17 protein-coding genes and 4 pseudogenes are annotated in these 17,810 nt (G+C 59.9%); 10 read left to right on the forward strand and 11 right to left on the reverse strand.

What is annotated here, in order from left to right; genetic code table 11:
• The first annotated feature begins 310 nt into the window (after window positions 1-310).
• From P3T16_RS31415 to P3T16_RS31425, 3 genes and pseudogenes are all read left to right on the forward strand, one after another.
• Window positions 311-890 (forward strand): annotated as a pseudogene (locus tag P3T16_RS31415) (BPSL1445 family SYLF domain-containing lipoprotein).
• Window positions 891-951: 61 nt separating this feature from the next.
• Window positions 952-1,098 (forward strand): DUF3096 domain-containing protein, encoded by a 147-nt coding sequence (locus P3T16_RS31420; RefSeq protein WP_115102851.1) that lies wholly within the window; start codon window positions 952-954, stop codon window positions 1,096-1,098.
• 195 nt (window positions 1,099-1,293) lie between these two features.
• Window positions 1,294-2,066, forward strand: a pseudogene (locus tag P3T16_RS31425) (PRC-barrel domain-containing protein).
• 285 nt (window positions 2,067-2,351) lie between these two features.
• Here P3T16_RS31425 and P3T16_RS31430 read toward each other — a convergent pair.
• From P3T16_RS31430 to P3T16_RS31460, 7 genes and pseudogenes are all read right to left on the reverse strand, one after another.
• Window positions 2,352-3,590 carry a DUF2252 domain-containing protein gene (locus P3T16_RS31430; protein ID WP_429345194.1) on the reverse strand — a complete coding sequence of 413 codons (1,239 nt, stop codon included), beginning with the start codon at window positions 3,588-3,590 and terminating at the stop codon, window positions 2,352-2,354.
• Complete coding sequence (locus P3T16_RS31435) at window positions 3,569-3,997, reverse strand: IS66 family transposase (RefSeq protein WP_429259001.1); 429 nt, start codon at window positions 3,995-3,997, stop codon at window positions 3,569-3,571. Before P3T16_RS31435 ends, P3T16_RS31430 begins: the two co-directional genes overlap by 22 nt.
• A gap of 15 nt (window positions 3,998-4,012) precedes the next feature.
• Window positions 4,013-4,405 (reverse strand): annotated as a pseudogene (locus P3T16_RS31440) (PRC-barrel domain-containing protein).
• Between the two features lie 96 nt (window positions 4,406-4,501).
• A complete protein-coding gene (locus P3T16_RS31445; protein ID WP_429259000.1) occupies window positions 4,502-4,678 on the reverse strand; it encodes a CsbD family protein in 177 nt (58 codons plus the stop codon).
• A 123-nt stretch (window positions 4,679-4,801) separates the two neighbouring features.
• Entirely contained in the window at window positions 4,802-4,957 is a 156-nt protein-coding gene (locus tag P3T16_RS31450; RefSeq protein WP_172167561.1) for a DUF3309 family protein, read from the reverse strand.
• Window positions 4,958-5,547: 590 nt separating this feature from the next.
• A complete protein-coding gene (locus P3T16_RS31455) occupies window positions 5,548-6,267 on the reverse strand; it encodes a Crp/Fnr family transcriptional regulator (protein WP_429345195.1) in 720 nt (239 codons plus the stop codon).
• A gap of 340 nt (window positions 6,268-6,607) precedes the next feature.
• The gene (locus P3T16_RS31460) at window positions 6,608-6,802 is read right to left on the reverse strand and encodes a hypothetical protein (RefSeq protein WP_429345196.1); all 195 of its coding nucleotides are present in this window, start codon (window positions 6,800-6,802) and stop codon (window positions 6,608-6,610) included.
• A gap of 669 nt (window positions 6,803-7,471) precedes the next feature.
• Here P3T16_RS31460 and P3T16_RS31465 point away from each other — a divergent pair.
• From P3T16_RS31465 to P3T16_RS31475, 3 genes are all read left to right on the forward strand, one after another.
• The gene (locus tag P3T16_RS31465) at window positions 7,472-7,798 is read left to right on the forward strand and encodes a hypothetical protein (RefSeq protein WP_429345197.1); all 327 of its coding nucleotides are present in this window, start codon (window positions 7,472-7,474) and stop codon (window positions 7,796-7,798) included.
• Between the two features lie 140 nt (window positions 7,799-7,938).
• Window positions 7,939-8,409, forward strand: a complete 471-nt coding sequence (locus tag P3T16_RS31470) for a PRC-barrel domain-containing protein (protein WP_429258996.1) — start codon at window positions 7,939-7,941, stop codon at window positions 8,407-8,409.
• 552 nt (window positions 8,410-8,961) lie between these two features.
• Entirely contained in the window at window positions 8,962-10,248 is a 1,287-nt protein-coding gene (locus tag P3T16_RS31475; protein WP_429345198.1) for an NRAMP family divalent metal transporter, read from the forward strand.
• 376 nt (window positions 10,249-10,624) lie between these two features.
• Here P3T16_RS31475 and P3T16_RS31480 read toward each other — a convergent pair whose 3' ends face one another.
• Window positions 10,625-10,900 (reverse strand): HU family DNA-binding protein, encoded by a 276-nt coding sequence (locus tag P3T16_RS31480; RefSeq protein WP_429258994.1) that lies wholly within the window; start codon window positions 10,898-10,900, stop codon window positions 10,625-10,627.
• Between the two features lie 935 nt (window positions 10,901-11,835).
• On the opposite strand from P3T16_RS31480, the gene P3T16_RS31485 reads away from it, so the two are divergent.
• Window positions 11,836-12,009, forward strand: a complete 174-nt coding sequence (locus tag P3T16_RS31485) for a hypothetical protein (protein WP_429258993.1) — start codon at window positions 11,836-11,838, stop codon at window positions 12,007-12,009.
• A gap of 200 nt (window positions 12,010-12,209) precedes the next feature.
• Here the strand turns inward: P3T16_RS31485 and P3T16_RS31490 are convergent, their stop codons facing one another.
• Window positions 12,210-12,959, reverse strand: a complete 750-nt coding sequence (locus P3T16_RS31490; RefSeq protein WP_429258992.1) for a CBS domain-containing protein — start codon at window positions 12,957-12,959, stop codon at window positions 12,210-12,212.
• A gap of 691 nt (window positions 12,960-13,650) precedes the next feature.
• Entirely contained in the window at window positions 13,651-14,793 is a 1,143-nt protein-coding gene (locus P3T16_RS31495; protein ID WP_429345203.1) for a sensor histidine kinase, read from the reverse strand.
• 376 nt (window positions 14,794-15,169) lie between these two features.
• Between P3T16_RS31495 and P3T16_RS31500 the strand changes: the two are divergent.
• A pseudogene (locus P3T16_RS31500) lies at window positions 15,170-15,430 on the forward strand (response regulator); the annotation flags it as partial.
• Window positions 15,431-15,646: 216 nt separating this feature from the next.
• Here P3T16_RS31500 and trhA read toward each other — a convergent pair.
• Complete coding sequence (trhA, locus tag P3T16_RS31505) at window positions 15,647-16,291, reverse strand: PAQR family membrane homeostasis protein TrhA (protein ID WP_429258991.1); 645 nt, start codon at window positions 16,289-16,291, stop codon at window positions 15,647-15,649.
• Window positions 16,292-16,822: 531 nt separating this feature from the next.
• Here trhA and P3T16_RS31510 point away from each other — a divergent pair.
• Together P3T16_RS31510 and P3T16_RS31515 are read left to right on the forward strand one after the other, a co-directional pair.
• Window positions 16,823-17,068 carry a hypothetical protein gene (locus P3T16_RS31510; RefSeq protein ID WP_429258990.1) on the forward strand — a complete coding sequence of 82 codons (246 nt, stop codon included), beginning with the start codon at window positions 16,823-16,825 and terminating at the stop codon, window positions 17,066-17,068.
• A gap of 73 nt (window positions 17,069-17,141) precedes the next feature.
• On the forward strand, window positions 17,142-17,300 hold the full coding sequence (locus tag P3T16_RS31515) for a hypothetical protein (RefSeq protein WP_429258989.1): 159 nt from the start codon (window positions 17,142-17,144) through the stop codon (window positions 17,298-17,300).
• The last annotated feature ends 510 nt before the right edge of the window (window positions 17,301-17,810 follow it).

A 17,810-nucleotide genomic window follows, 5' to 3' on the forward strand; every position in this document is an offset into this window, starting at 1 on the left:
TCCTGCAGGTCTTGAAGCAGGCGCACATCCGGAGCGGTTGCCCGGAGAAACACACGCGACGCGATACCAAAGTCGGCCGACGTGTCTTCAGAAGCGGAATCTGGTCTGCGCCATTGGTCGAAAATTGTCTGCTGGCAAAAGCAACAACGTGCCCCGATGCCCGAAAAGGACCGGAAAGCGATGCGCGTGTTGCGCGTCAAACAACATTTATTCATCGAGACCTATTTCGCGGTTTTGTACGCTGTCGTACCGCATCCGCTGCCGCCTGCGCGTAGTGTCAGGGACATCCAGGAACAACCTGGGGAGAATCATGCTACGACGAACATTCATATGGGGTACGCCGGGATCGATCCTGGCAATTGGCCTCGCGGTCTCGGGCTGCACGACGACCGGAACATCCGACGCCAGTGGCCACCAGACCGACAAGCGTCACACCATCGACGCGGGCGTCGACTCGACCCTTGCACGCGATTGCCAATGGCTCGCGTGAACTCGTCGGCAAGGCTCGTGGTGTACTGGTGTTCCCGTCGGTCATCTCGGCCGGCTTCGGGGTTGGCGGCCAGTATGGCGACGGCTCGCTGCGCGTCGGCGGCAGCACGGTCGGCTACTACAGCACCACGACCGGTTCAATCGGGCTGCAGATCGGCGCACAATCGAAAGCCATCATTTTCCTGTTCATGACTGAAGACGCACTCGACCGGTTCCGGAATAGCGAAGGCTGGTCGGTGGGCGGCGATGCGTCAGTGGCGGTCCTGAAAGTCGGCGCGAACGGCAATGTTGACACCACCACCGCGACCGCGCCCGTCGAAGCGTTCGTGCTCACGAACAGCGGGTTGATGGCCGGGGTCACGCTCGAGGGTACGAAGGTCACCAGGCTCAATTCGCTGTAACGAGCGACGCAGGAGGCGCAGGGTTGTACCTATTTATCGTTTTCAATCCTACGGAGGAGGCATGCACATTCTCACGAACGCGGGCCCGCTGGTGTCGCTGATCGCCGGCATTCTGATTCTCGTTGTGCCGCGCCTGTTGAATTACATCGTTGCGATCTACCTGATCGTCATCGGGCTGCTCGGGCTGTTCGGGGGACATCTCCACTGACCCGAAGCCGCCCATGAAAACAGCTCGTTGCGAACATCGGTCTCTTTCAACGGCGATTTCGGGTCATCAAGGGCGTCTATCACTCAGGAGCGCAGCACTGAGACGAATGACAAGCACCGGGCAAGATCCCTGCACCCGCAACATTGGAAGCGAGCGGGCGCATTGACCGCCGGAAGCAGAGAAGGAGTATCGAACATGTTGCGAAGCATAAAGAGTCTTCATGGATGCACCGTCGCGGCACGTGACGGCGATATCGGAAGTGTCGATGATGTTTATTTCGACGACGAAGCCTGGGGCGTGCGCTATCTCGTGGTCGACACGGGAAACTGGATGCGTGAGCGGCAGGTACTGATCTCACCGTATTCGGTCAAACACATGGACCGGGAATCAGGCACCGTCCACGTGTATCTTACGCGGCAACAGGTGCGGGATAGTCCGAACATCGATACGCATAAGCCGGTGTCGCGTCAGCACGAAACCGAGTACCTCCTTTACTACGGCTATCCGACGTACTGGGGTGGTTTAAACCTGTGGGGGATGGGCTCCTCCCCCGCATTCGAATAAAGGACGTGCCGCCAGACCCAGCATCGGAGGCACTCCCGCGCCCCGACCCGGACGCACATCAGGCGCCGGTGGATGTCCATCTGCACAGCACAAATGCCGTAGAGGGCTATCACATCGAGGTGGCCGATGGCAGCATAGGCCATGTCTCCGGTTTCATCTTCGACGATGTTGCGTGGGCCATTCGTTATCTGACCGTCGATACTCGAAACTGGTGGCCCGGTGGCAAGGAGGTGCTGGTGGCAACGCGGTGGATCGACCTGATCGACTGGGTTGGCTCGACTGTTTCTACCAGACTCAGTCGCGACGCAATCAAGAATAGCCCCGAGTACGACGACTCCGTTCCGCTCAACCGCGATTACGAAAAGAGACTCCACGAGTTTCATGGCAGGGACGGATACTGGTGAGGAAAGTGCGACACTACGGCCTGTTCGCGCCGTGGACAAAGCCGCCAGGGTCAGTGTGATCGCGGCGTGCTTCGACTGAGCAATGATCGCGGCGTCATTAGCTAGTGGGGCCATCGTTCATACGGACCGACTGGAAGTTCGCGCCATGCGGTGGGGTAGGAGAGAGTCAGTGGGGACCGAACCGGCAGCACGGTCCCCGGGTGATGATCGCGTCAGGCGGCACGCGCGGTCATCACGCAGAGGGGCGGTCGCCATGCCGATCTGTAGTGCTGGGCTGCGCCCGTCCTATCTTGCCGCGGAGTCCATTGCATATCTGCGGCAGTGCTCAAGATAGCCCAGTTCGTGCCTGCTCACAAGTTCGACGATGCTGGCCCACAGCCAGGAGGGCGCATCGAGCGTTTTTGAACGATTGCACTGCAGCTCCACCCGCCAGCTCTCGCGCGTTGACGCGTCCATTTGCATGGCATGGGCCTTTCCGACGACCAGCGCCAGGAATCGTGCGACTTTCATTGCTTCATCACGAGCGAGTTGGTTGATTTCCACTTTCAGGTCTTGAGGAAGCAGTTCGCGCAGGAACACCGACCGGTCGAGAAAGCGTGACGCGCGCATGCGTTCGCCCAGGAATGGCGCCAGGTGGCGAGCTCCCTCGACGATGCGTTGGCCGTTGTCTCGCGGCATCCTGACCGCCGGGTATCGAGGAGCAGCGGCCTGGATGGCCTCCTTGATGTCCATCAGACAAAGGTCATCCTCGCGGGAAGAGTCACGTCCGACCTCGAGAAGTACCGCAACGCGCAAGCGGCCAAGTGAACTGCAGCCTTTTACCCAATAAGCTGCATCAAGCACCTCGACCGACGCGCCTTCGTCGCGCGAACGCAATAAGGTGGCCAGGCGTGCAACGACCTCATCGGCAAACAGCTGCTTGACCGCGCGTTTTTTGTCCCGGGACAAGGGCCAGAATGTCTTGCCTAAAGGAATCGTGGGCTTAGTGTTCTCGATGCGTTCCCTGGCCAGATTTTTCCACGTCCGCTTCCATGCCTGTCTCATCATTACCCGGGCGCACTCCGGACTTTCAATGGTTCCGTCTGCATCCTCACACGCCTTGTCGAAAGCGCGCTCGTAGCCCTCCATCATCATTTCAATCATGGTCGCGATAATCACGCCCGACAAATCAGAGCCGCGGGCGGCGGTAGCCAGCGACAATCCGAGGCGGATGAGGTCATGGACCGGGTTGCCGACAACCGTTTGGTCGAGGTCGCGAATCTGTATCTCGACGTGTCCCCGTGCGTTCGCGATGGGCCCCAGATTGCCTACGTGACAGTCGCCGCAAATCCAGACGGGAGGTCCTTCCGGTAACGTGTGGCTCTCCAGGCTTTCAAGCCATTCGTAAAATCTGACGGTGTTGCCCCGGACATAGGCGTGTGCTGACCGCGCCATCTTCAGGTTCCGGAGCGCAATTAGTGCTGCCTGGCGCCCACTTGCGGGCGTCGGTCTGTAAGCGGTCTTCACGCGAGATCGAGTAGCCACGGCACCAATCCCTCGTAGTTGTCGGCGATCGTGGTGAGCGGCAATGCGCGGCACAACGTGACGAGACAGCGATACGGCTCGACACCGTTCATCTTGCACGCTTCGATCAGCGGGTTCAGGTTGGCACGGGCCTTTGCGCCTTCGACTGTGTCCGCGAACAGTCCACTCCGCCTTGCCTCGGATGAGCGGATCGCGCTCTCGCACGGATCGATGTCCACTCGCCCCCCTCCATTCCCCATGTGGCGGGTGAGCTTCGGCCACGGCCGGGCGCGGTAACGACGCGCCTTGTCCCGCAGGCCGCCGGGTGTGACGAGGTGCGGGGGCCGCGTCATCAGACCGGTGATGCACTTGAGCACCGGTTCGCTATGTTCGGCTCTCATTTTCGGGCGTCGCTCAGGCGTAGTCATGGCCGACGGCACCGGCTAGTCAGGCGCGTATTTGAACTCGGGCAATGCCTTCAGGGACTCAATGGTCGCGTCCGGCAGCCGCAGTTGCTTATCGACGAACTGAAGGCTGCTAAACGGTACCGCGACGAGATGGGTTCCCATACCGAGAAATCCTCACACCAAGAGGATGACGTAGGAAGCCCGATCGGTTGGGCTGACGATCAGATCGTCAATCGTTCCGATCTTGTCCCTGTTGCGGTCATAAACGGGCGATCCGGTGATCTTTGACGCTCGATACCCGGTCGACACCTGGACCACATCAACGCGCTTCTCCGTGATGGATTGTGGCGTTCCCTGGGCCTGGAGCGTTCCAGCGGTCACAGCCATTGCGAGCACAGCCGTCGATACCAGAGCGATTACCCGTTTCATGAGACACCTCCGCGGTTCAGATGCATACGTCCGGAATGCGTCACGGGAGCACTTTTTCCCACTGCGTAGCGCTTCAGAACCCGTCCGCGGAACACCCTACGGCTGCTTCCTGAGTTGCTCTTTCGCATCGCCGTACGCGGCTTGGATCTTGCCGACGACCTGTTCGACCGCTCCCTTCAGCCTGGTCGTTTTATTTCCCGTGGCTTTGCCGACTACTTCCTTCAGTTTTCCACTTGCTTCCTTGACACGGCCTTTCAGCTGCTCCTTGTTCATGACATTGCTCCTTGAAAGTGACGGATGACCGAACGTATCGACGCGTGCCGGCCGCTCGTTTGCTGATGGGACGGCCCTGCAACGGGTGCCCGCGACGGGATCATCCAGACAGGAATTTTGAGCTTATATCCTGCCCAGTAGCAGCAACACGAGCACGACGACCAGCACAACGCCTAACAGGCCGCTGGGCATGTAACCCCACGAACGGCTGTGCGGCCAGGTCGGTATCGCACCGAGCAACACGAGCACCAGCACGACTATCAATATTGTTCCCAACATGGAACTTCTCCTTTCGACTCCGCGTTTCGACCAGCCCGTCGCCGCTCTCTCGCCAGGTGCGCTGAATCTTCACGCCTTTCGCGAGGCATCTCCGCAACGTTCAATTTGCTGCAAGCGGGTATCCGCACTACTCAGGACAGGCCTGCCCGGTAGAGTGAGGGTGACCTTGATTCGCCACGCAGTCGGTACGGTGGTGTACATCGAGATATCCCGATTGTCGCCCCGCGTACGCGAACACCGCGTGCCTGCGTACGGCCCCGGCGGCCGTTGCCGGCGTCGCTCCGAGTGCGCTCTGGCCGACCGCGAAATCGTTCGGCTCGATCCAGATGACGCTCTGCAACACACCGTCAAAGCACCGTATTCTGTTCTGCGGCGGTCCGCTCGCGTGCGAAGATTTCTCTGTTTCACGCCAGGGTTCAACTGCGTGCGCGCCCTGGTAAACAGTGCTAGCCGTATCCCCCAGACTACCGCAGGGGCATGCCGCCGACTCTTCGCTACTCGCCTGTGCAGCAAAGCCCCTGCCGCACTCGACGACATGGGCAGGGCGCGAGTCATTGAGCGATCCGCGCCGTGCACGAATGACGCGCTTCTTATAGCGCCTTCAGATCAGGCAACAGCCGGTCGAACTCCCGCTTTACCACGCCATAGCATTCGCACACGCGCGTTTCGAGTCCCGGTCGATCCAGCACTTCGATGTGGCCATGACCGTAGCGAATCAGCCCCGCTTCCTGCAGTTTCAGTGCCGCTTCCGTCACGCCGGATCTCCGCACGCCAAGCATGTTCGCGATCAGCTCCTGTGTCATCTTCAGCTCGTTTGACGGCAGGCGGTCCATGCTGAGCAGCAGCCAGCGGCACAATTGCTGGTCGATCGAATGATGCCGGTTGCAGACGGCGGTCTGGGCCATCTGGGTGATCAATGCCTGGGTATAGCGCAGCAATAACCGCTGCACCGGGCTGGCGCGACGGAATTCCTCTTTCAGGATGCGCGCATCCAGTCGATACGCCTGGCCGGCGCTTTGCACGACTGCCCGGTTTCGCGTCGTTTCACCGCCCATGAAGAGCGCAATACCGATGATCCCTTCGTTGCCCACGATCGCAATCTCGGCGGACGCGCCATCCTCCATCACATAGAGCAACGATACGATGGACGTTGTCGGAAAATAGACGTGATCAAGGCGATCGCCTGACTCGTACACGACCTGCCCCAGTGGCATTTCAACCGGTACGAGATGCGGCGCCACGCGCGCCCGCTCTGCTTCGGGCAGAACCGAAAGCAGGTGGTTTTCTCTGGAATGTTGCTCGTTTTCCATGTCTCGCTCCCCGACATCCTGTCCAGAAACCGTACTGTTTCGCCGGATTGTTCTTAAACATATCAGGTATCAAGGGCGGATACGTGAACGCCTCAGACGAATTGGCGAGAATGCCCTGCGGCGCAGCGTGCAGCGGCGTCCTATGAACGCCGAGTCTGACTGAACCCTCTTGAAATTATAGTTCGCGCGCGCACGGTGGCACATCGCGGCGCGCTGTAACGGCTGCCAGCCATGGCTGGATGTGTCTTCGGTGGCAATTCTTTCAGTTGAAAGAAAGTGTGCCGCTCCACGGCAGGCAAGCTGCGGCTGCAGACTGAAACGGGTGGCTGCATAGCCGCCATCACACCGGCTCGCCAGCCATGCGCCGTTCCAGCACGATCGGCAGCCGGAGCGTGAATTCGCTGCCCGTACCGGGGCCGGCACTGGTAGTCGACACCGTGCCGCCATGCGACTCGGCGACCGCTTTCACGACGGCAAGACCCGCGCTGCCATACCGCAATTGCAATGCTGCGACCAACTCCTTGCGTGTCGTCATGCTGATTTGCCTCGTCACCTCAGCCGCTCCCGCCGGACAATCCGACGGGTAGCAAACTACGTGAGGCAACAGGTCAGCGCGAGTTGCAATTCTGATGAGTCAATGCGCCGGACAAGTTCATTGTCGCCGTCCACCGCTGCCCTGTTCCATCGTGTGATTGATCCTGCCGTCCGTCTCCACAGCGAATACATCGAACGGCGATGTAGCAACCGGTTTTTGCAACGCGGCACGTTCGATACACGCGGCGACTGACGCGCACACAAGGAAATGCGTGTCCTGAGATCACCCCATGACGCCTCCGACCTCGATGCGCCACTATCGCCCGATCGCTGCGGTCCAGATGGTCCCGGGTCGGATCGGTCGGTGCAGCGCACGGCGCTGCAACCTGTACGGTTCCAGACAAACAGCACCTTGGCGAACTTCTTCAACAGTCTGGGAAACGGGTGACCTCTTCCCGCGCGCTTCCGCCACGCGCGCAGCGAATGGGACCTGTCTGATTGCAGTGGAGAGTTCTATAGTAAACAGGCCGCCACCCGTCGACTGGCTGGGAACCGCGGCGCAGCATTATGCCAGCTGGCTCAGGCAGACGGGACTGACGGTACCACGTTGGGATCCGGGAAAACGGCGCCCCAACTTACCCTGGAACAACCTTCGAGGGGGAGTTTCATCATGCTGCAAGCTAGCGAAATCCAGAAGCGTTTCACCCACCTGGAGCAAACCATCGAGAAAGCTTCGCAGGCCTGTCACGCCGACGCCACGCTGCCCAAGGAGCTTATGGACTGCGTTGATCAGCTGGACAAGAAGTCCGAAGGCGCAAAGAAAATAATGGAGTCGAAAGACGGAAATCGCATGCGTCAATGGATAGACGACCTGGAGCAGGTCGGCGACCGTGCAGAGCAGGCGTGTCAACGTGCAACCAATGTAAATGCGAAAGTAAAAAGTGCAGTCACCTCGGTCCATGCCGAACTTTCCGATCTGAAAAAACAGCTGCATTAACGCATTTTTAGTATGGGCAACCCTGCCGTGTGCCTCGCACGAAGGTAACGTTGACTGTCGCACACCAATCCGTGTCTGCGTTCGCCCATGGCATGACGGTTGCTGGATAGAAGGTCTGGTCTTTTCACGAGGAGAACATCATGACCACACTTGACCCCAGCATCCAATCTGCAACGGGTGGCAGCGGCGCGAAGATTGTCGGCGGCGGAACTGGCGAAGGCCCCGGCCCGGATGTGATGGCGGCAGCCACGCTCGACGGCGACAAGGTCATCACTTCGGATGGCGAAGATATCGGGAAAATCTCCGACATCATGCTTGACGTGCGTGGCGGCCGGATTGCGTACGCCGTCCTGTCCAGCGGCGGGTTCCTGGGTATGGGCAACACCCTTTACGCCATCCCGTGGAGCGCGCTGACCCTGGACACCAACGAGAAGTGTTTCCGGCTCGACATCACCGCCGAGCGCATCAAGAGCGCGCCCGGCTTCGACAAGGACCATTGGCCCGCGATGTCGGACCCGCAGTGGGGTTCGTCGCTGCACGAGTACTACAACCAGCGGCCCTACTGGCTGGCCACCCGGGGCGCAGTCGAAGGCCGGACGCTCGATCTTTAGGTCACCTGCACAAAGATCGGGGTGTCGAACCAACCGGACGCCCTCGCCACCTGTTCGAAACGCCGGCCGCAAGGCCGGCCTTTTCCTGCTACCAGCAGTTGCCGAAGGAGCTTCGTGAGACGGATTACTGGCGCGGGCTTGCGCAAAAACGCGTTCCCGAGATGTTCTTCCTGACGGGGAAGACACGACTGAAGCCGTTGCAATGGACACCACGGCGTTGCGCGAGCGCAAAAACATCCGGCCCTCCGAGGCGATCTACACAGGGTCGTCACGCATATGATGCAAGCGCGGTTCAGGAAGTTGAGCACCCAATGCCCGCACAAGGTGTGTTGCGGATTCGAGTAATCGTCCAATTCGTGCGAAAGCTGACGGTTGGTGCTCGGGCAGCCTCATCTGGCCTCAGATCCGATGTTTGATCCATGGCTTTACGCGGTTCGCGAATTCCTGAATATGCATTATGGTCAGAGGAGCTTTTTGGTGTGACGTGAGGTCGACCACGACGTGGCAGCGACGAACGAACGTCGGTTCAAATGCCCATGCTATCGAGCCCGTATGGAATCCGATATTGATCCGTCGTCAACGCCGCACACCAACGTCAATTCGTGGGTCGAGAAGTTAGGGCCCGGTCTGATTACCGGGGCGGCTGACGACGACCCGAGCGGCATCGCAACATACTCGCAGGCAGGCGCAGCGTTCGGCTACGACATCCTGTGGACGATCCTGCTGACCTATCCGCTGATGGTGGCCATCCAGGTCATCAGCGCCAGGATCGGTCGGGTCAGCGGCCACGGACTGGCGACCAATATTCGACGTCACTATCCGGCGTGGCTGCTCTACGGCACGGTTATTCTCCTGCTCGTGGCGAATACGATCAACATTGCGGCTGACCTCTCGGCCATGGGCGCGGCCGTCAATCTGGTCATCGGTGGACCGACGCATGTTTACACGGTCGGCCTGGCGTTGCTTTCGCTCGTTTTGCAGGTTTTTGTCCCGTATCGAAACTATGTCCGCGTTCTCAAATGGCTGACGCTTGTCCTGTTTGCCTACGTCGGCGTCGTGTTCGCCGTCCAGATTCCATGGATGACCGTCGCAATCCGGACCGTGTTTGCGCATCTGTCGTGGAACGGCGACTACATCACAACCGTCGTCGCGGTGTTCGGCACGACAATCAGCCCCTACCTGTTTTTCTGGCAGGCCTCGCAGGAAGTCGAGGAACTGCTGGCACGACATGGTCAGCGCGCGCTCAAGCATGCGCCGTCTCAAGGCGCGTCAAATCTGAAACGGATCAAATTCGATACGTGGATCGGCATGGGATTTTCGAACTTGATCGCATTCTTTATCGTTCTCGCCACGGCCGCGACCCTGCACGCGCACCACATTACCGATATCCAGACGTCGTCACAAGCCGCCTCGGCGCTCAGGCCGATCGCCGGTGAGTTTGCGTTCCTGCTGTTCAGTATTGGCATCATCGGCACCGGGCTGCTTGCCCTACCGGTCCTGGCCGGTTCTGCGGCCTATGCAATGGCAGGCACGTTCGAGTGGAAAAACAGCCTGGAGCTGGAACCGAAGCTCGCCAAGCGGTTTTACGGAATCATCATTCTTGCTACGGTGGTTGGCCTCTCCCTTGGTTTCACCTCGATTGATCCGATCAAGGCTCTTTTCTGGAGTGCCGTCATCAATGGCGTCGCCTCAGTCCCGATCATGGTGCTCATGATGATGATGGCATCGAATCCAGACATCATGGGGACGTTCCGCATTTCAGGCGCGCTGCGGATCGGCGGCTGGCTGGCGACGGCCGTGATGGCCGCTGCTGTTGTGGGGATGTTCTGCTTTCTGTAGGAAGCGCGCCCGACACATGACAATCGTCCGGGCGGGCCAGGTTCTGGCGCGGAATCGGCCGCAGGTCTTTACGCGGCCGTCGCTGCGACCGCGACGATCAATGTCGGTGGCAAGACGGACCCCGGTTATGGCGGCGCCCCATTGCGTTTCGCGCCGGCAATCGGGGAGGTGCCGCATGACCGCCCGAATACCCGAATGCCCGGCTGCAATCTCTACCTTCCTGGCACGATGCATTGAAACCCTCGCGAACGGGGTGACCGCGCACGAATCCTGACGGCACCTCAGGTCGTACTCGCGAGACAGCTGGTCGGGCCGGGCTGGATATGCAAAGGGCTACCCGACGGTAGCCCCTTTGCGATTACGATGCGCCTGCCTGTCACGCGTTCACTCGCTCCTTGAAGGCCTTGCCTGCCGTGAACTTGACGGTTTTTGCGGCAGCAATGTGCATTGCCTCGCCCGTGGCGGGATTGCGCCCCGTGCGTGCGGCGCGTGCGCCGACGCCGAACGAGCCGAAGCCAATCAACTGCACCGTATCGCCCTTCGCCAACGCGGCACCCACGATCTCGGTAAAGGCGTCGATGACTTGTGCCGTGGCCGATTTGATGTCGCCGGTGACGGCCGATACTGCATCGATGAGTTCCTGCTTGTTCATGGTCAGTTCCTTTCGGATCAGGTGAGTAACCCAGATATCTGAATACGCCCGGATATTCTCGGGTAATCGCGCTTATTTTGCACCCGGTGATGCGGCTAGCCAGCCTTGAAGCGTTCGAACCGCTCGAACTGCTCGTCCGCTCCGGCCCCGATCCCCGTCCAATGCCCATCCCAGTCAAAGTCCATAAGGCTGCTGCCTTCGTTCGACACCGCCGTTTAATGTTCAGGGTCGCCTTGTGCCCGCCTGACTGACTCGCCCATCCGATGGGGCAGGAGCATCGGGACGCATCGGGTGAAGGACGTTGACCGCTACCGTACAGACGTACCGGGGCGCAGGTGAGAACCTCGTGTTACACCCTGCGCGCACCAATGATTCCCGGGTCGTTCCCGCGAGCCAAGACATTCGCGGACAGCCGGTCACCGGCGCAACGTAGCACGTCCTTGTTGTGACAGAACGCCAGATGCCACGGCACGTTTCGCCAGCTGGTCGCAATCCACACGTCGCGCGGCTGTGAAGGGGCTGTCGAACTTAAGGAGAGCGTCATGTACAACATCGTCTGGCTTGTGGGAGCCGTGGTCATCGTCCTGTTCGTGCTCGGCTATGTCGGATTGAGGTAGGGCCTTCGTCGCGGTTGGAAAACATGGCCAGCGGGGTCCCGTCATGTATGGACGGCCGCCCTGCGAAGACGCGACTACGACTCACCGCCGGGCTGAAGAAACGTCCCGGCCGCGATGGTGCGCGCCAGCCGCGCACGATCTCCGGCCTGACGATCCGGATCTACCTTGCACAACAGAGCCTGTGATGAAACTCGCCGGCACTCACGCCCGAGACGGTGCCGCACGTCCCAGCCGCATCGCCTGGTTCTGCCGCACGGACGCACCTTGCTGATATTTCCGGGACACGATCGTCCCAAACCCTCACAACCGGAGGCCATCATGCGTATCTACCATCCCGAACAACATCAGAACAGCGACAAGAGCGAACCCAACGTCGACAAGGCCGTCGAGGACACCTTTCCGGCGAGCGATCCGCCCTCGATCGGCGGCGTAACAAAAATCAAACCGGAGCCGGACCGCAAGAAATCACATAAGAAACAGGTCAGTAGTTAGTTAACCATAGGGCGCGACGTCTCCGCCTGGGAACCCGGAATCCTGTCGAGCGACTTGAGAGTCTGGACGACCCCGGGCGAGAGCTGGATGTACATGGTGACCTCCTGGAGCGGGGATCAGCCTGGATCGGACGAAACCCTGCCGTCTGTACGATAGCGGCTACCTGGTCCCTCTGCTTAGGCTCATTGTCTCGCGACGCATCAGTCCGGAGGGTGGTCCTCGCGATCGATCTCACCGGCAGCCTGTCCCCAGATCTGCTCGTCCTGGCCTTCTGGGGTACCCGCGCGCTCCCACAGTTCGCGGGCCCGGCGCAGTATCCGGGCTTCCCTCTCTGAAGTCGGCTCGCGTTCTTCAACCGTCGCGCCCCGCGCATCGACATGGACGCTCGTGACGTCATATCCGTCAGCGAGCTGATGCCAGGCTTTGACCTTGTTCATCTCTTCAAACTGACGGGTGGCGGTGTTGATCGCCTCTGCTTTTGTGCCTTTGGCCACGGTAATACGCATCAACTCACTGTGATGGGGGTGGCCGCGATGATCAGTGAACGTCTTATGGAAGATCACCTCATAAGGCCGTCGTTCGGAGACACCGCCGCTTAACGCAGTCAGTGAAATGATGCCGATGAGGTGCTGGTCTCCCCGGTCGAGGACGGCCAGACGCTGCACATGATTCTGACGCATGATCGTTTCGGCGTCTTCGGCCCGATCATCCTCGAAGCAGAAGAGGACCTCGGCCGACATCGCCTCACGTACGGTCATCTTGCTGACGTCGCGGGCATCCGCGACGCCGCGCATCGTGATATCGCGGTCGGTAATCATTCCGATCACCCTGTTGTTCAGGCACACGGGCAGGGCACCGATATTTTCCTTCTTCAGCTTGCGGGCTGCAGCATCGAGCGTTTCTTCCGCCTGAACGCAAACCGGCTCTTTCATCACATCTCTGACTAACATGGCGTTACTCCTCGTACGGCTGCATTGAAAGGACGTGACTGACAACGCAGTGAGCAGCAAATGGCAGGCCTCACAGGCTGCGCATCGGTGAGCGTGGACGGGCTTGCTGCCTGTTCGTTACCCGATGGTTCTGGTGGGTGGCTTCTCCCCTCGACCTGGCTTAGCCGCCACTGCGGAGTTGGGCGGGGTTGACCTCGGCCGCGTCGACCGCCCTTGCCGCCAATTCGGCGCTGCACACTTTTGATCGTCACACATTCGTCCTAGGATGAAATAATTGAGGCTCACAGTTGGCCGCCGAACGACGACAAGGAGCGACATGCCATGCACGCTGATCCCGTGGAATACAAGGCATCGACCATCATGCCTCTCGCCCCGATTTCCATCCCAGGCTACGCCGCAACCGCGATAGTCACGCACCGGAACGGCAGACGCGAAACATTTGGCATTCTTGGTTACTTCGCGTCCGAGAGCGCGGCATGCATGTTTGCCGTTGAATATGCAAAAGCCCATATCGACGGTCGGCGACATCCGAGGCCGCCGTTTTCCCTGCGGTAAGTCTGCGCGGGCCGTTTACTTTTTGATGCTCCTTCCCCCGCTTTTCGCGGCGTCGTTTCGCATCCTGATTGCAATCGCAGCCGGACATTTTCCGTGATCACGTGGCACTTACAGGGCGGCCAGGCAGCGCTCGCGCCTAGCTTTCCGTCATGGCATACCGGGGCAGGCTGATCGTGAAGACGCAGCCTTTGCCTGGCACATCGCGCACGCTCAGCATCCCGTTATTGGCCTCGACACTACGCCGCGCGATGGACAGTCCCAGTCCCAGTCCCAGTCCGGTTCTGTCCTCGCCATTCTGGGTAAACGGCAGGAACATCCGTTCTGCATCCCCGGGCGGCAGACCGCCGCACTGGTCTCTCACATCGATCAGGATGCGATCCGACACGGCATACGTGTCCAGCGTCACCTCGCTGTGAGGGTGTGTGAACTTGAAGGCGTTCTGCAGCAGGTTTCCGACCGCCGAGTAAAGCTGGTCACGGTCTCCACTGACGGCGAGTCGCGGGTCCACTGCGGACACCTTCAATATGCATCCGTGAACCTGGGCCGCAAGGTCGGCGGCACGTTTGACTTCCGCAATGAAATCGGCAACGGAAAACTTCCTGGATTGCACGGAAATTCCTGCTGACGTCCGGACCTCATCCAGTGAATGCGCGATCAGATCGCGCAGCCCGTCCAGGCTGCGCTCCAGCACCGCCCCCGTGGCGCCGGACAGACTTAAGTTTCCGGTTTTGGCGGCGGTAAACGCGAGCGTGGCAGTCTGAAGCAGGTTACGCAGTTCGTGGGCGAAGAATCCCAGCCGCTCATGCATTTCAATGGCCTGTCTGTCCGCCACTGCAAAATCGCGCTGGTAGCTGAATTCGGTGACCGCATCGGCTATTGCATTGTCCAGACAGCGGTTGAGGGTGCGAAATTCGTCGATCTGAAACGGCGCATCGCGCTCGTACGCGAGATCGGTAACGGCCTGGCACAGGTCGCCGTAGTCGTGCACGACCTGATCTGCCGAGAACCCGAGCGCCAGCCGTTCGCGCCCGTGCTGTGCGGCTGACTCGCCAATTTCCGATAACGACGCTCCACCGCCCGAGGGTCCCGAAATCCGGCGGCTGTCCATCGGCTCCGATGTCTGCTCCATCCGCAGCGTCCTGATGAGCTGGTCCAGGAACAGCGGCACCCCATTCTGGAGTTGCTGCGCAGTTGCCGCCCGCGCGGGCCGTTGCGCGACCTTAGCCCGGCATCTTTCTATCAGCTCATGGCGATTGTTAGCCAGGAAAACGTGCATCATGATGCAACCCCCGACGCCAGTCTGCGGCACTTCATTAGTGGCCAGCGGTCGCGGCCAGACGCTGTCTGCGGCGACGCCATCATTGTCCCGGACAAAATTGCTCAACCCCGTCCAGGGCAAATGGTTTGTGCGCGGCAGTCGCCGTGAACGGTTGATTTTCCGGCAACAGCTACCTTTCCGCCTGCGTGTAGATACATCTTACGCGCGCTGTGCGTTCTCGCGGGGAAGCGGCGTGGGTGCCATCCGGATTCGAGATGCGCCGGCCGCTGCGCATCAACGCTCCGGTGCAGAACAGTCAGGCGGCACGATGGCTCCGCATGGCGCGGCGTGATTTTTGCTGCTCCTTCCTGTTCAAGACAAACCGGGGGCGGGAAAAGTGGACCAACAGGAGCAACGGCCTCTGATCCTCCTCGTCGACGATGACAGGCTGACGGCGGCGGCATGGACCACCGTCCTTCGCATGAACGGGTTCGAGGTCGTCTGGGCACCTGACGGTGGCTCGGCCTGGGCCCTGGCGCGCATCGGCCGGCCGGATCTGCTGCTGACCGACTGGGACATGCCTGGTATCGACGGCCCCGAGCTATGCCGGATTTTCCGAAAGGATCCGGTGCTGGCCAGCGTGCCGATCATTCTGGCTTCTTCCTTGAGCCTGCCGCCTGCCGGCCCCCCTGATTTACACAATCTGTTCCTCCAGAAACCGGTCGATGCCGTCGCACTGTTGACCGCGGTATCCGCGCTTGCGGCTGTGGCTGTCGCAGCTGACACATCGCAAGCAGATGATGCAAGGCCGGATGAACGGCTTCGAGCGATGCCCATAGTGGTCGCCAGCCGGCGCCCACTACTCCGACCGGCTCTAGGCGTACCAAACGATTGCGATGAAATGGCAGGCCGAACCCGCCAGCACGAACAGATGCCAGATCGAATGGGCGAACTTCAGCCGGCTATCCATCAGGAAAAAAGCGACCCCGCCGGTGTAACAGGCAGCGCCTGCCAGCAACCAGACCAGACCCACTGTGGGCAGCAATGCGAATAACGGCCATGCGACGGCGAGCACCGCCCATCCCATCGCGAGATAGAACCCCGTCGACAGAAGCGGATGCGCGAGCTTGCCGAAGACCTGTAATGCGATGCCGGCTACCGCCAGGGCCCAGATGACGAGCAGCAGTGCCGTGCCTCCGTGTCCGGACAGGACGCCGAGCGCAAAAGGGGTATAGCTACCGGCGATAAACAGATAGATCGTGCAGTAGTCAAGCTTCATGCAGAGTCGCTTGGCCCGACCGGGCGGCAGCCCGTGGTACACGGCCGATGTTGCGTACAGCAGTACCATCGTCGACAGATAGACCGCGGCGGCCGGCATTGGCACCCGGTTCGAAGCGGTGCGTGGCAGCGGCCAGACGATGAACGCCATGACGACGACGAGTATCAGTCCGGTTGCGTGAATGAGCGTGTTCGCCACTTCTTCGCCCAGCGTCTGCATCCGAACGTCGTCCCGTCTCATGGCCCACCGGGTAAAGAAATCTGCTTCGTATTATCCGCAGGAGGGCAGGCGTGGCAATGCGGCGTGTCGCGGGAAGGCCACCCGCATCCCGTCATCGGTGCGGGAGGAACTACTTTGGAGAGGTCTGGGCTGACGCGTAACTGTTCAGGTTCATCAGCCTGTCGTCCAGTCCCAGGTCTCTTTCCGCTGCATCAATCAGTGAAGCTGTTCCAGGATTCCCATTGCCGCATAATAAGAAAGTTAAAATACTGTGAATCAGATCACTCGTATATCGCTTCGCCCCCGCATTGCGCGGGGCTGGTTATTGATTCTCATTGGCAATAAAGCGGTATGAACTGCGCCGGGTAATCAAGATAATCAATCAGCAAGGACGGGTCGATATTGTTGACGTCGGGACAGCGATATTCCTTTTTTTCCGCCACAATATCGACAGTTCAGGCCGATTCAGATGTCCTTCATGTCAAGCCAATGTAATATTTCTGTAAAATACGCCGAACGCAAAACACCAATAAGGGCTGGAGGTGAAGGACCATGGCGGATGATCACGACCAGGAAGAGTTTTTTCATATCCGGAAAATGGTGCTTGAACTCGATCGGTTAATCCAGAACGGTGATATTAAGGATCGGAAAAATCCAGTAGCGCAACCCGATTACTGGCGAAAGCGGATCGATGCGTTGCTCGCTACACCGGCGCTTTCCGAGTCCATCGCGGCGCGGACTGCGGCGTTACTCGTGCAACTGGATCGGATTGCGGATGCGCTGAAGAAAAGCGGGTAATTGATACGATGCTGGATAATCAGCACCTACACTGAAGCTGTAACAGACAGTCGAAGTCGGCAGGGCGTTTGCCATGATCGAATCCTGGATCGGCGTGATCGTTGGGTCGTTCGCGCTCGCAATCGCCGCCACGCTGGTCGTGGGGCACTATCGGCGCGAGCATCTACGGGAACGCCTGCTCAGGCGGATGGACCATCGTCACAGATGGGAGGTGACGCGGCGCCGGCATTGACACCGCTATTCGTCTCCTGCCCGTTCGTCTCGGTCGCCATGTTGACCTGCATTTTCCACAGGCTCGGCGACGGGCACCTGTTGAGCTGACAACCACTGAAATGACCTCTCAAGACCAGGACCCAATCAGGGCCGCCCCGTCGAGCCTCACGGTGCGGGCTGCGGCAGGCCAGCTAAGGATCAATCGGGTCTGGCAGGCTCTGGGTCAGCACGCCGCGCACGCGAAACGCATCCCGGTTCATTGCAGCAGGAAGCACGACTTCGACGAAATGACGGTCACGTCCGAGTCAGTGTCGCCCACGGCACTGACCGACATCACCCGGCGGTTGAGCGCCCAGCGATGGGTTGTCGCGGCCTCCCTGCACACCGCACCAACATCTCCGCCACGCGGTGACGGCTAGATCTGCACGCGCATAAAAAATGTATGGTCAGCCTTAGTTTTGCAACCTCAATGTGTGACCTAAGATAGAAGGGCCTGCGCAAATGTATCCGGGCTCGAAATGGGCGCGGA

The sequence above is a fragment of the Paraburkholderia sp. GAS42 genome (assembly GCF_050436565.1).
Taxonomy (GTDB): Bacteria; Pseudomonadota; Gammaproteobacteria; order Burkholderiales; family Burkholderiaceae; genus Paraburkholderia.

Excerpts from the sequence above, each read along its gene's own strand:
- P3T16_RS31485 (WP_429258993.1), top strand. The coding sequence starts at position 11,836 with ATGCGTATCTACCATCCCGAACAACATCAGAACAGCGACAAGAGCGAA.
- P3T16_RS31435 (WP_429259001.1), bottom strand. The coding sequence starts at position 3,997 with ATGACTACGCCTGAGCGACGCCCGAAAATGAGAGCCGAACATAGCGAA.
- P3T16_RS31515 (WP_429258989.1), top strand. The coding sequence starts at position 17,142 with ATGATCGAATCCTGGATCGGCGTGATCGTTGGGTCGTTCGCGCTCGCA.
- P3T16_RS31480 (WP_429258994.1), bottom strand. The coding sequence starts at position 10,900 with ATGAACAAGCAGGAACTCATCGATGCAGTATCGGCCGTCACCGGCGAC.
- P3T16_RS31445 (WP_429259000.1), bottom strand. The coding sequence starts at position 4,678 with ATGAACAAGGAGCAGCTGAAAGGCCGTGTCAAGGAAGCAAGTGGAAAA.
- P3T16_RS31475 (WP_429345198.1), top strand. The coding sequence starts at position 8,962 with ATGGAATCCGATATTGATCCGTCGTCAACGCCGCACACCAACGTCAAT.
- trhA (WP_429258991.1), bottom strand. The coding sequence starts at position 16,291 with ATGAGACGGGACGACGTTCGGATGCAGACGCTGGGCGAAGAAGTGGCG.
- P3T16_RS31510 (WP_429258990.1), top strand. The coding sequence starts at position 16,823 with ATGGCGGATGATCACGACCAGGAAGAGTTTTTTCATATCCGGAAAATG.
- P3T16_RS31470 (WP_429258996.1), top strand. The coding sequence starts at position 7,939 with ATGACCACACTTGACCCCAGCATCCAATCTGCAACGGGTGGCAGCGGC.
- P3T16_RS31465 (WP_429345197.1), top strand. The coding sequence starts at position 7,472 with ATGCTGCAAGCTAGCGAAATCCAGAAGCGTTTCACCCACCTGGAGCAA.
- P3T16_RS31495 (WP_429345203.1), bottom strand. The coding sequence starts at position 14,793 with ATGATGCACGTTTTCCTGGCTAACAATCGCCATGAGCTGATAGAAAGA.
- P3T16_RS31490 (WP_429258992.1), bottom strand. The coding sequence starts at position 12,959 with ATGTTAGTCAGAGATGTGATGAAAGAGCCGGTTTGCGTTCAGGCGGAA.
- P3T16_RS31455 (WP_429345195.1), bottom strand. The coding sequence starts at position 6,267 with ATGGAAAACGAGCAACATTCCAGAGAAAACCACCTGCTTTCGGTTCTG.
- P3T16_RS31420 (WP_115102851.1), top strand. The coding sequence starts at position 952 with ATGCACATTCTCACGAACGCGGGCCCGCTGGTGTCGCTGATCGCCGGC.
- P3T16_RS31460 (WP_429345196.1), bottom strand. The coding sequence starts at position 6,802 with ATGACGACACGCAAGGAGTTGGTCGCAGCATTGCAATTGCGGTATGGC.
- P3T16_RS31450 (WP_172167561.1), bottom strand. The coding sequence starts at position 4,957 with ATGTTGGGAACAATATTGATAGTCGTGCTGGTGCTCGTGTTGCTCGGT.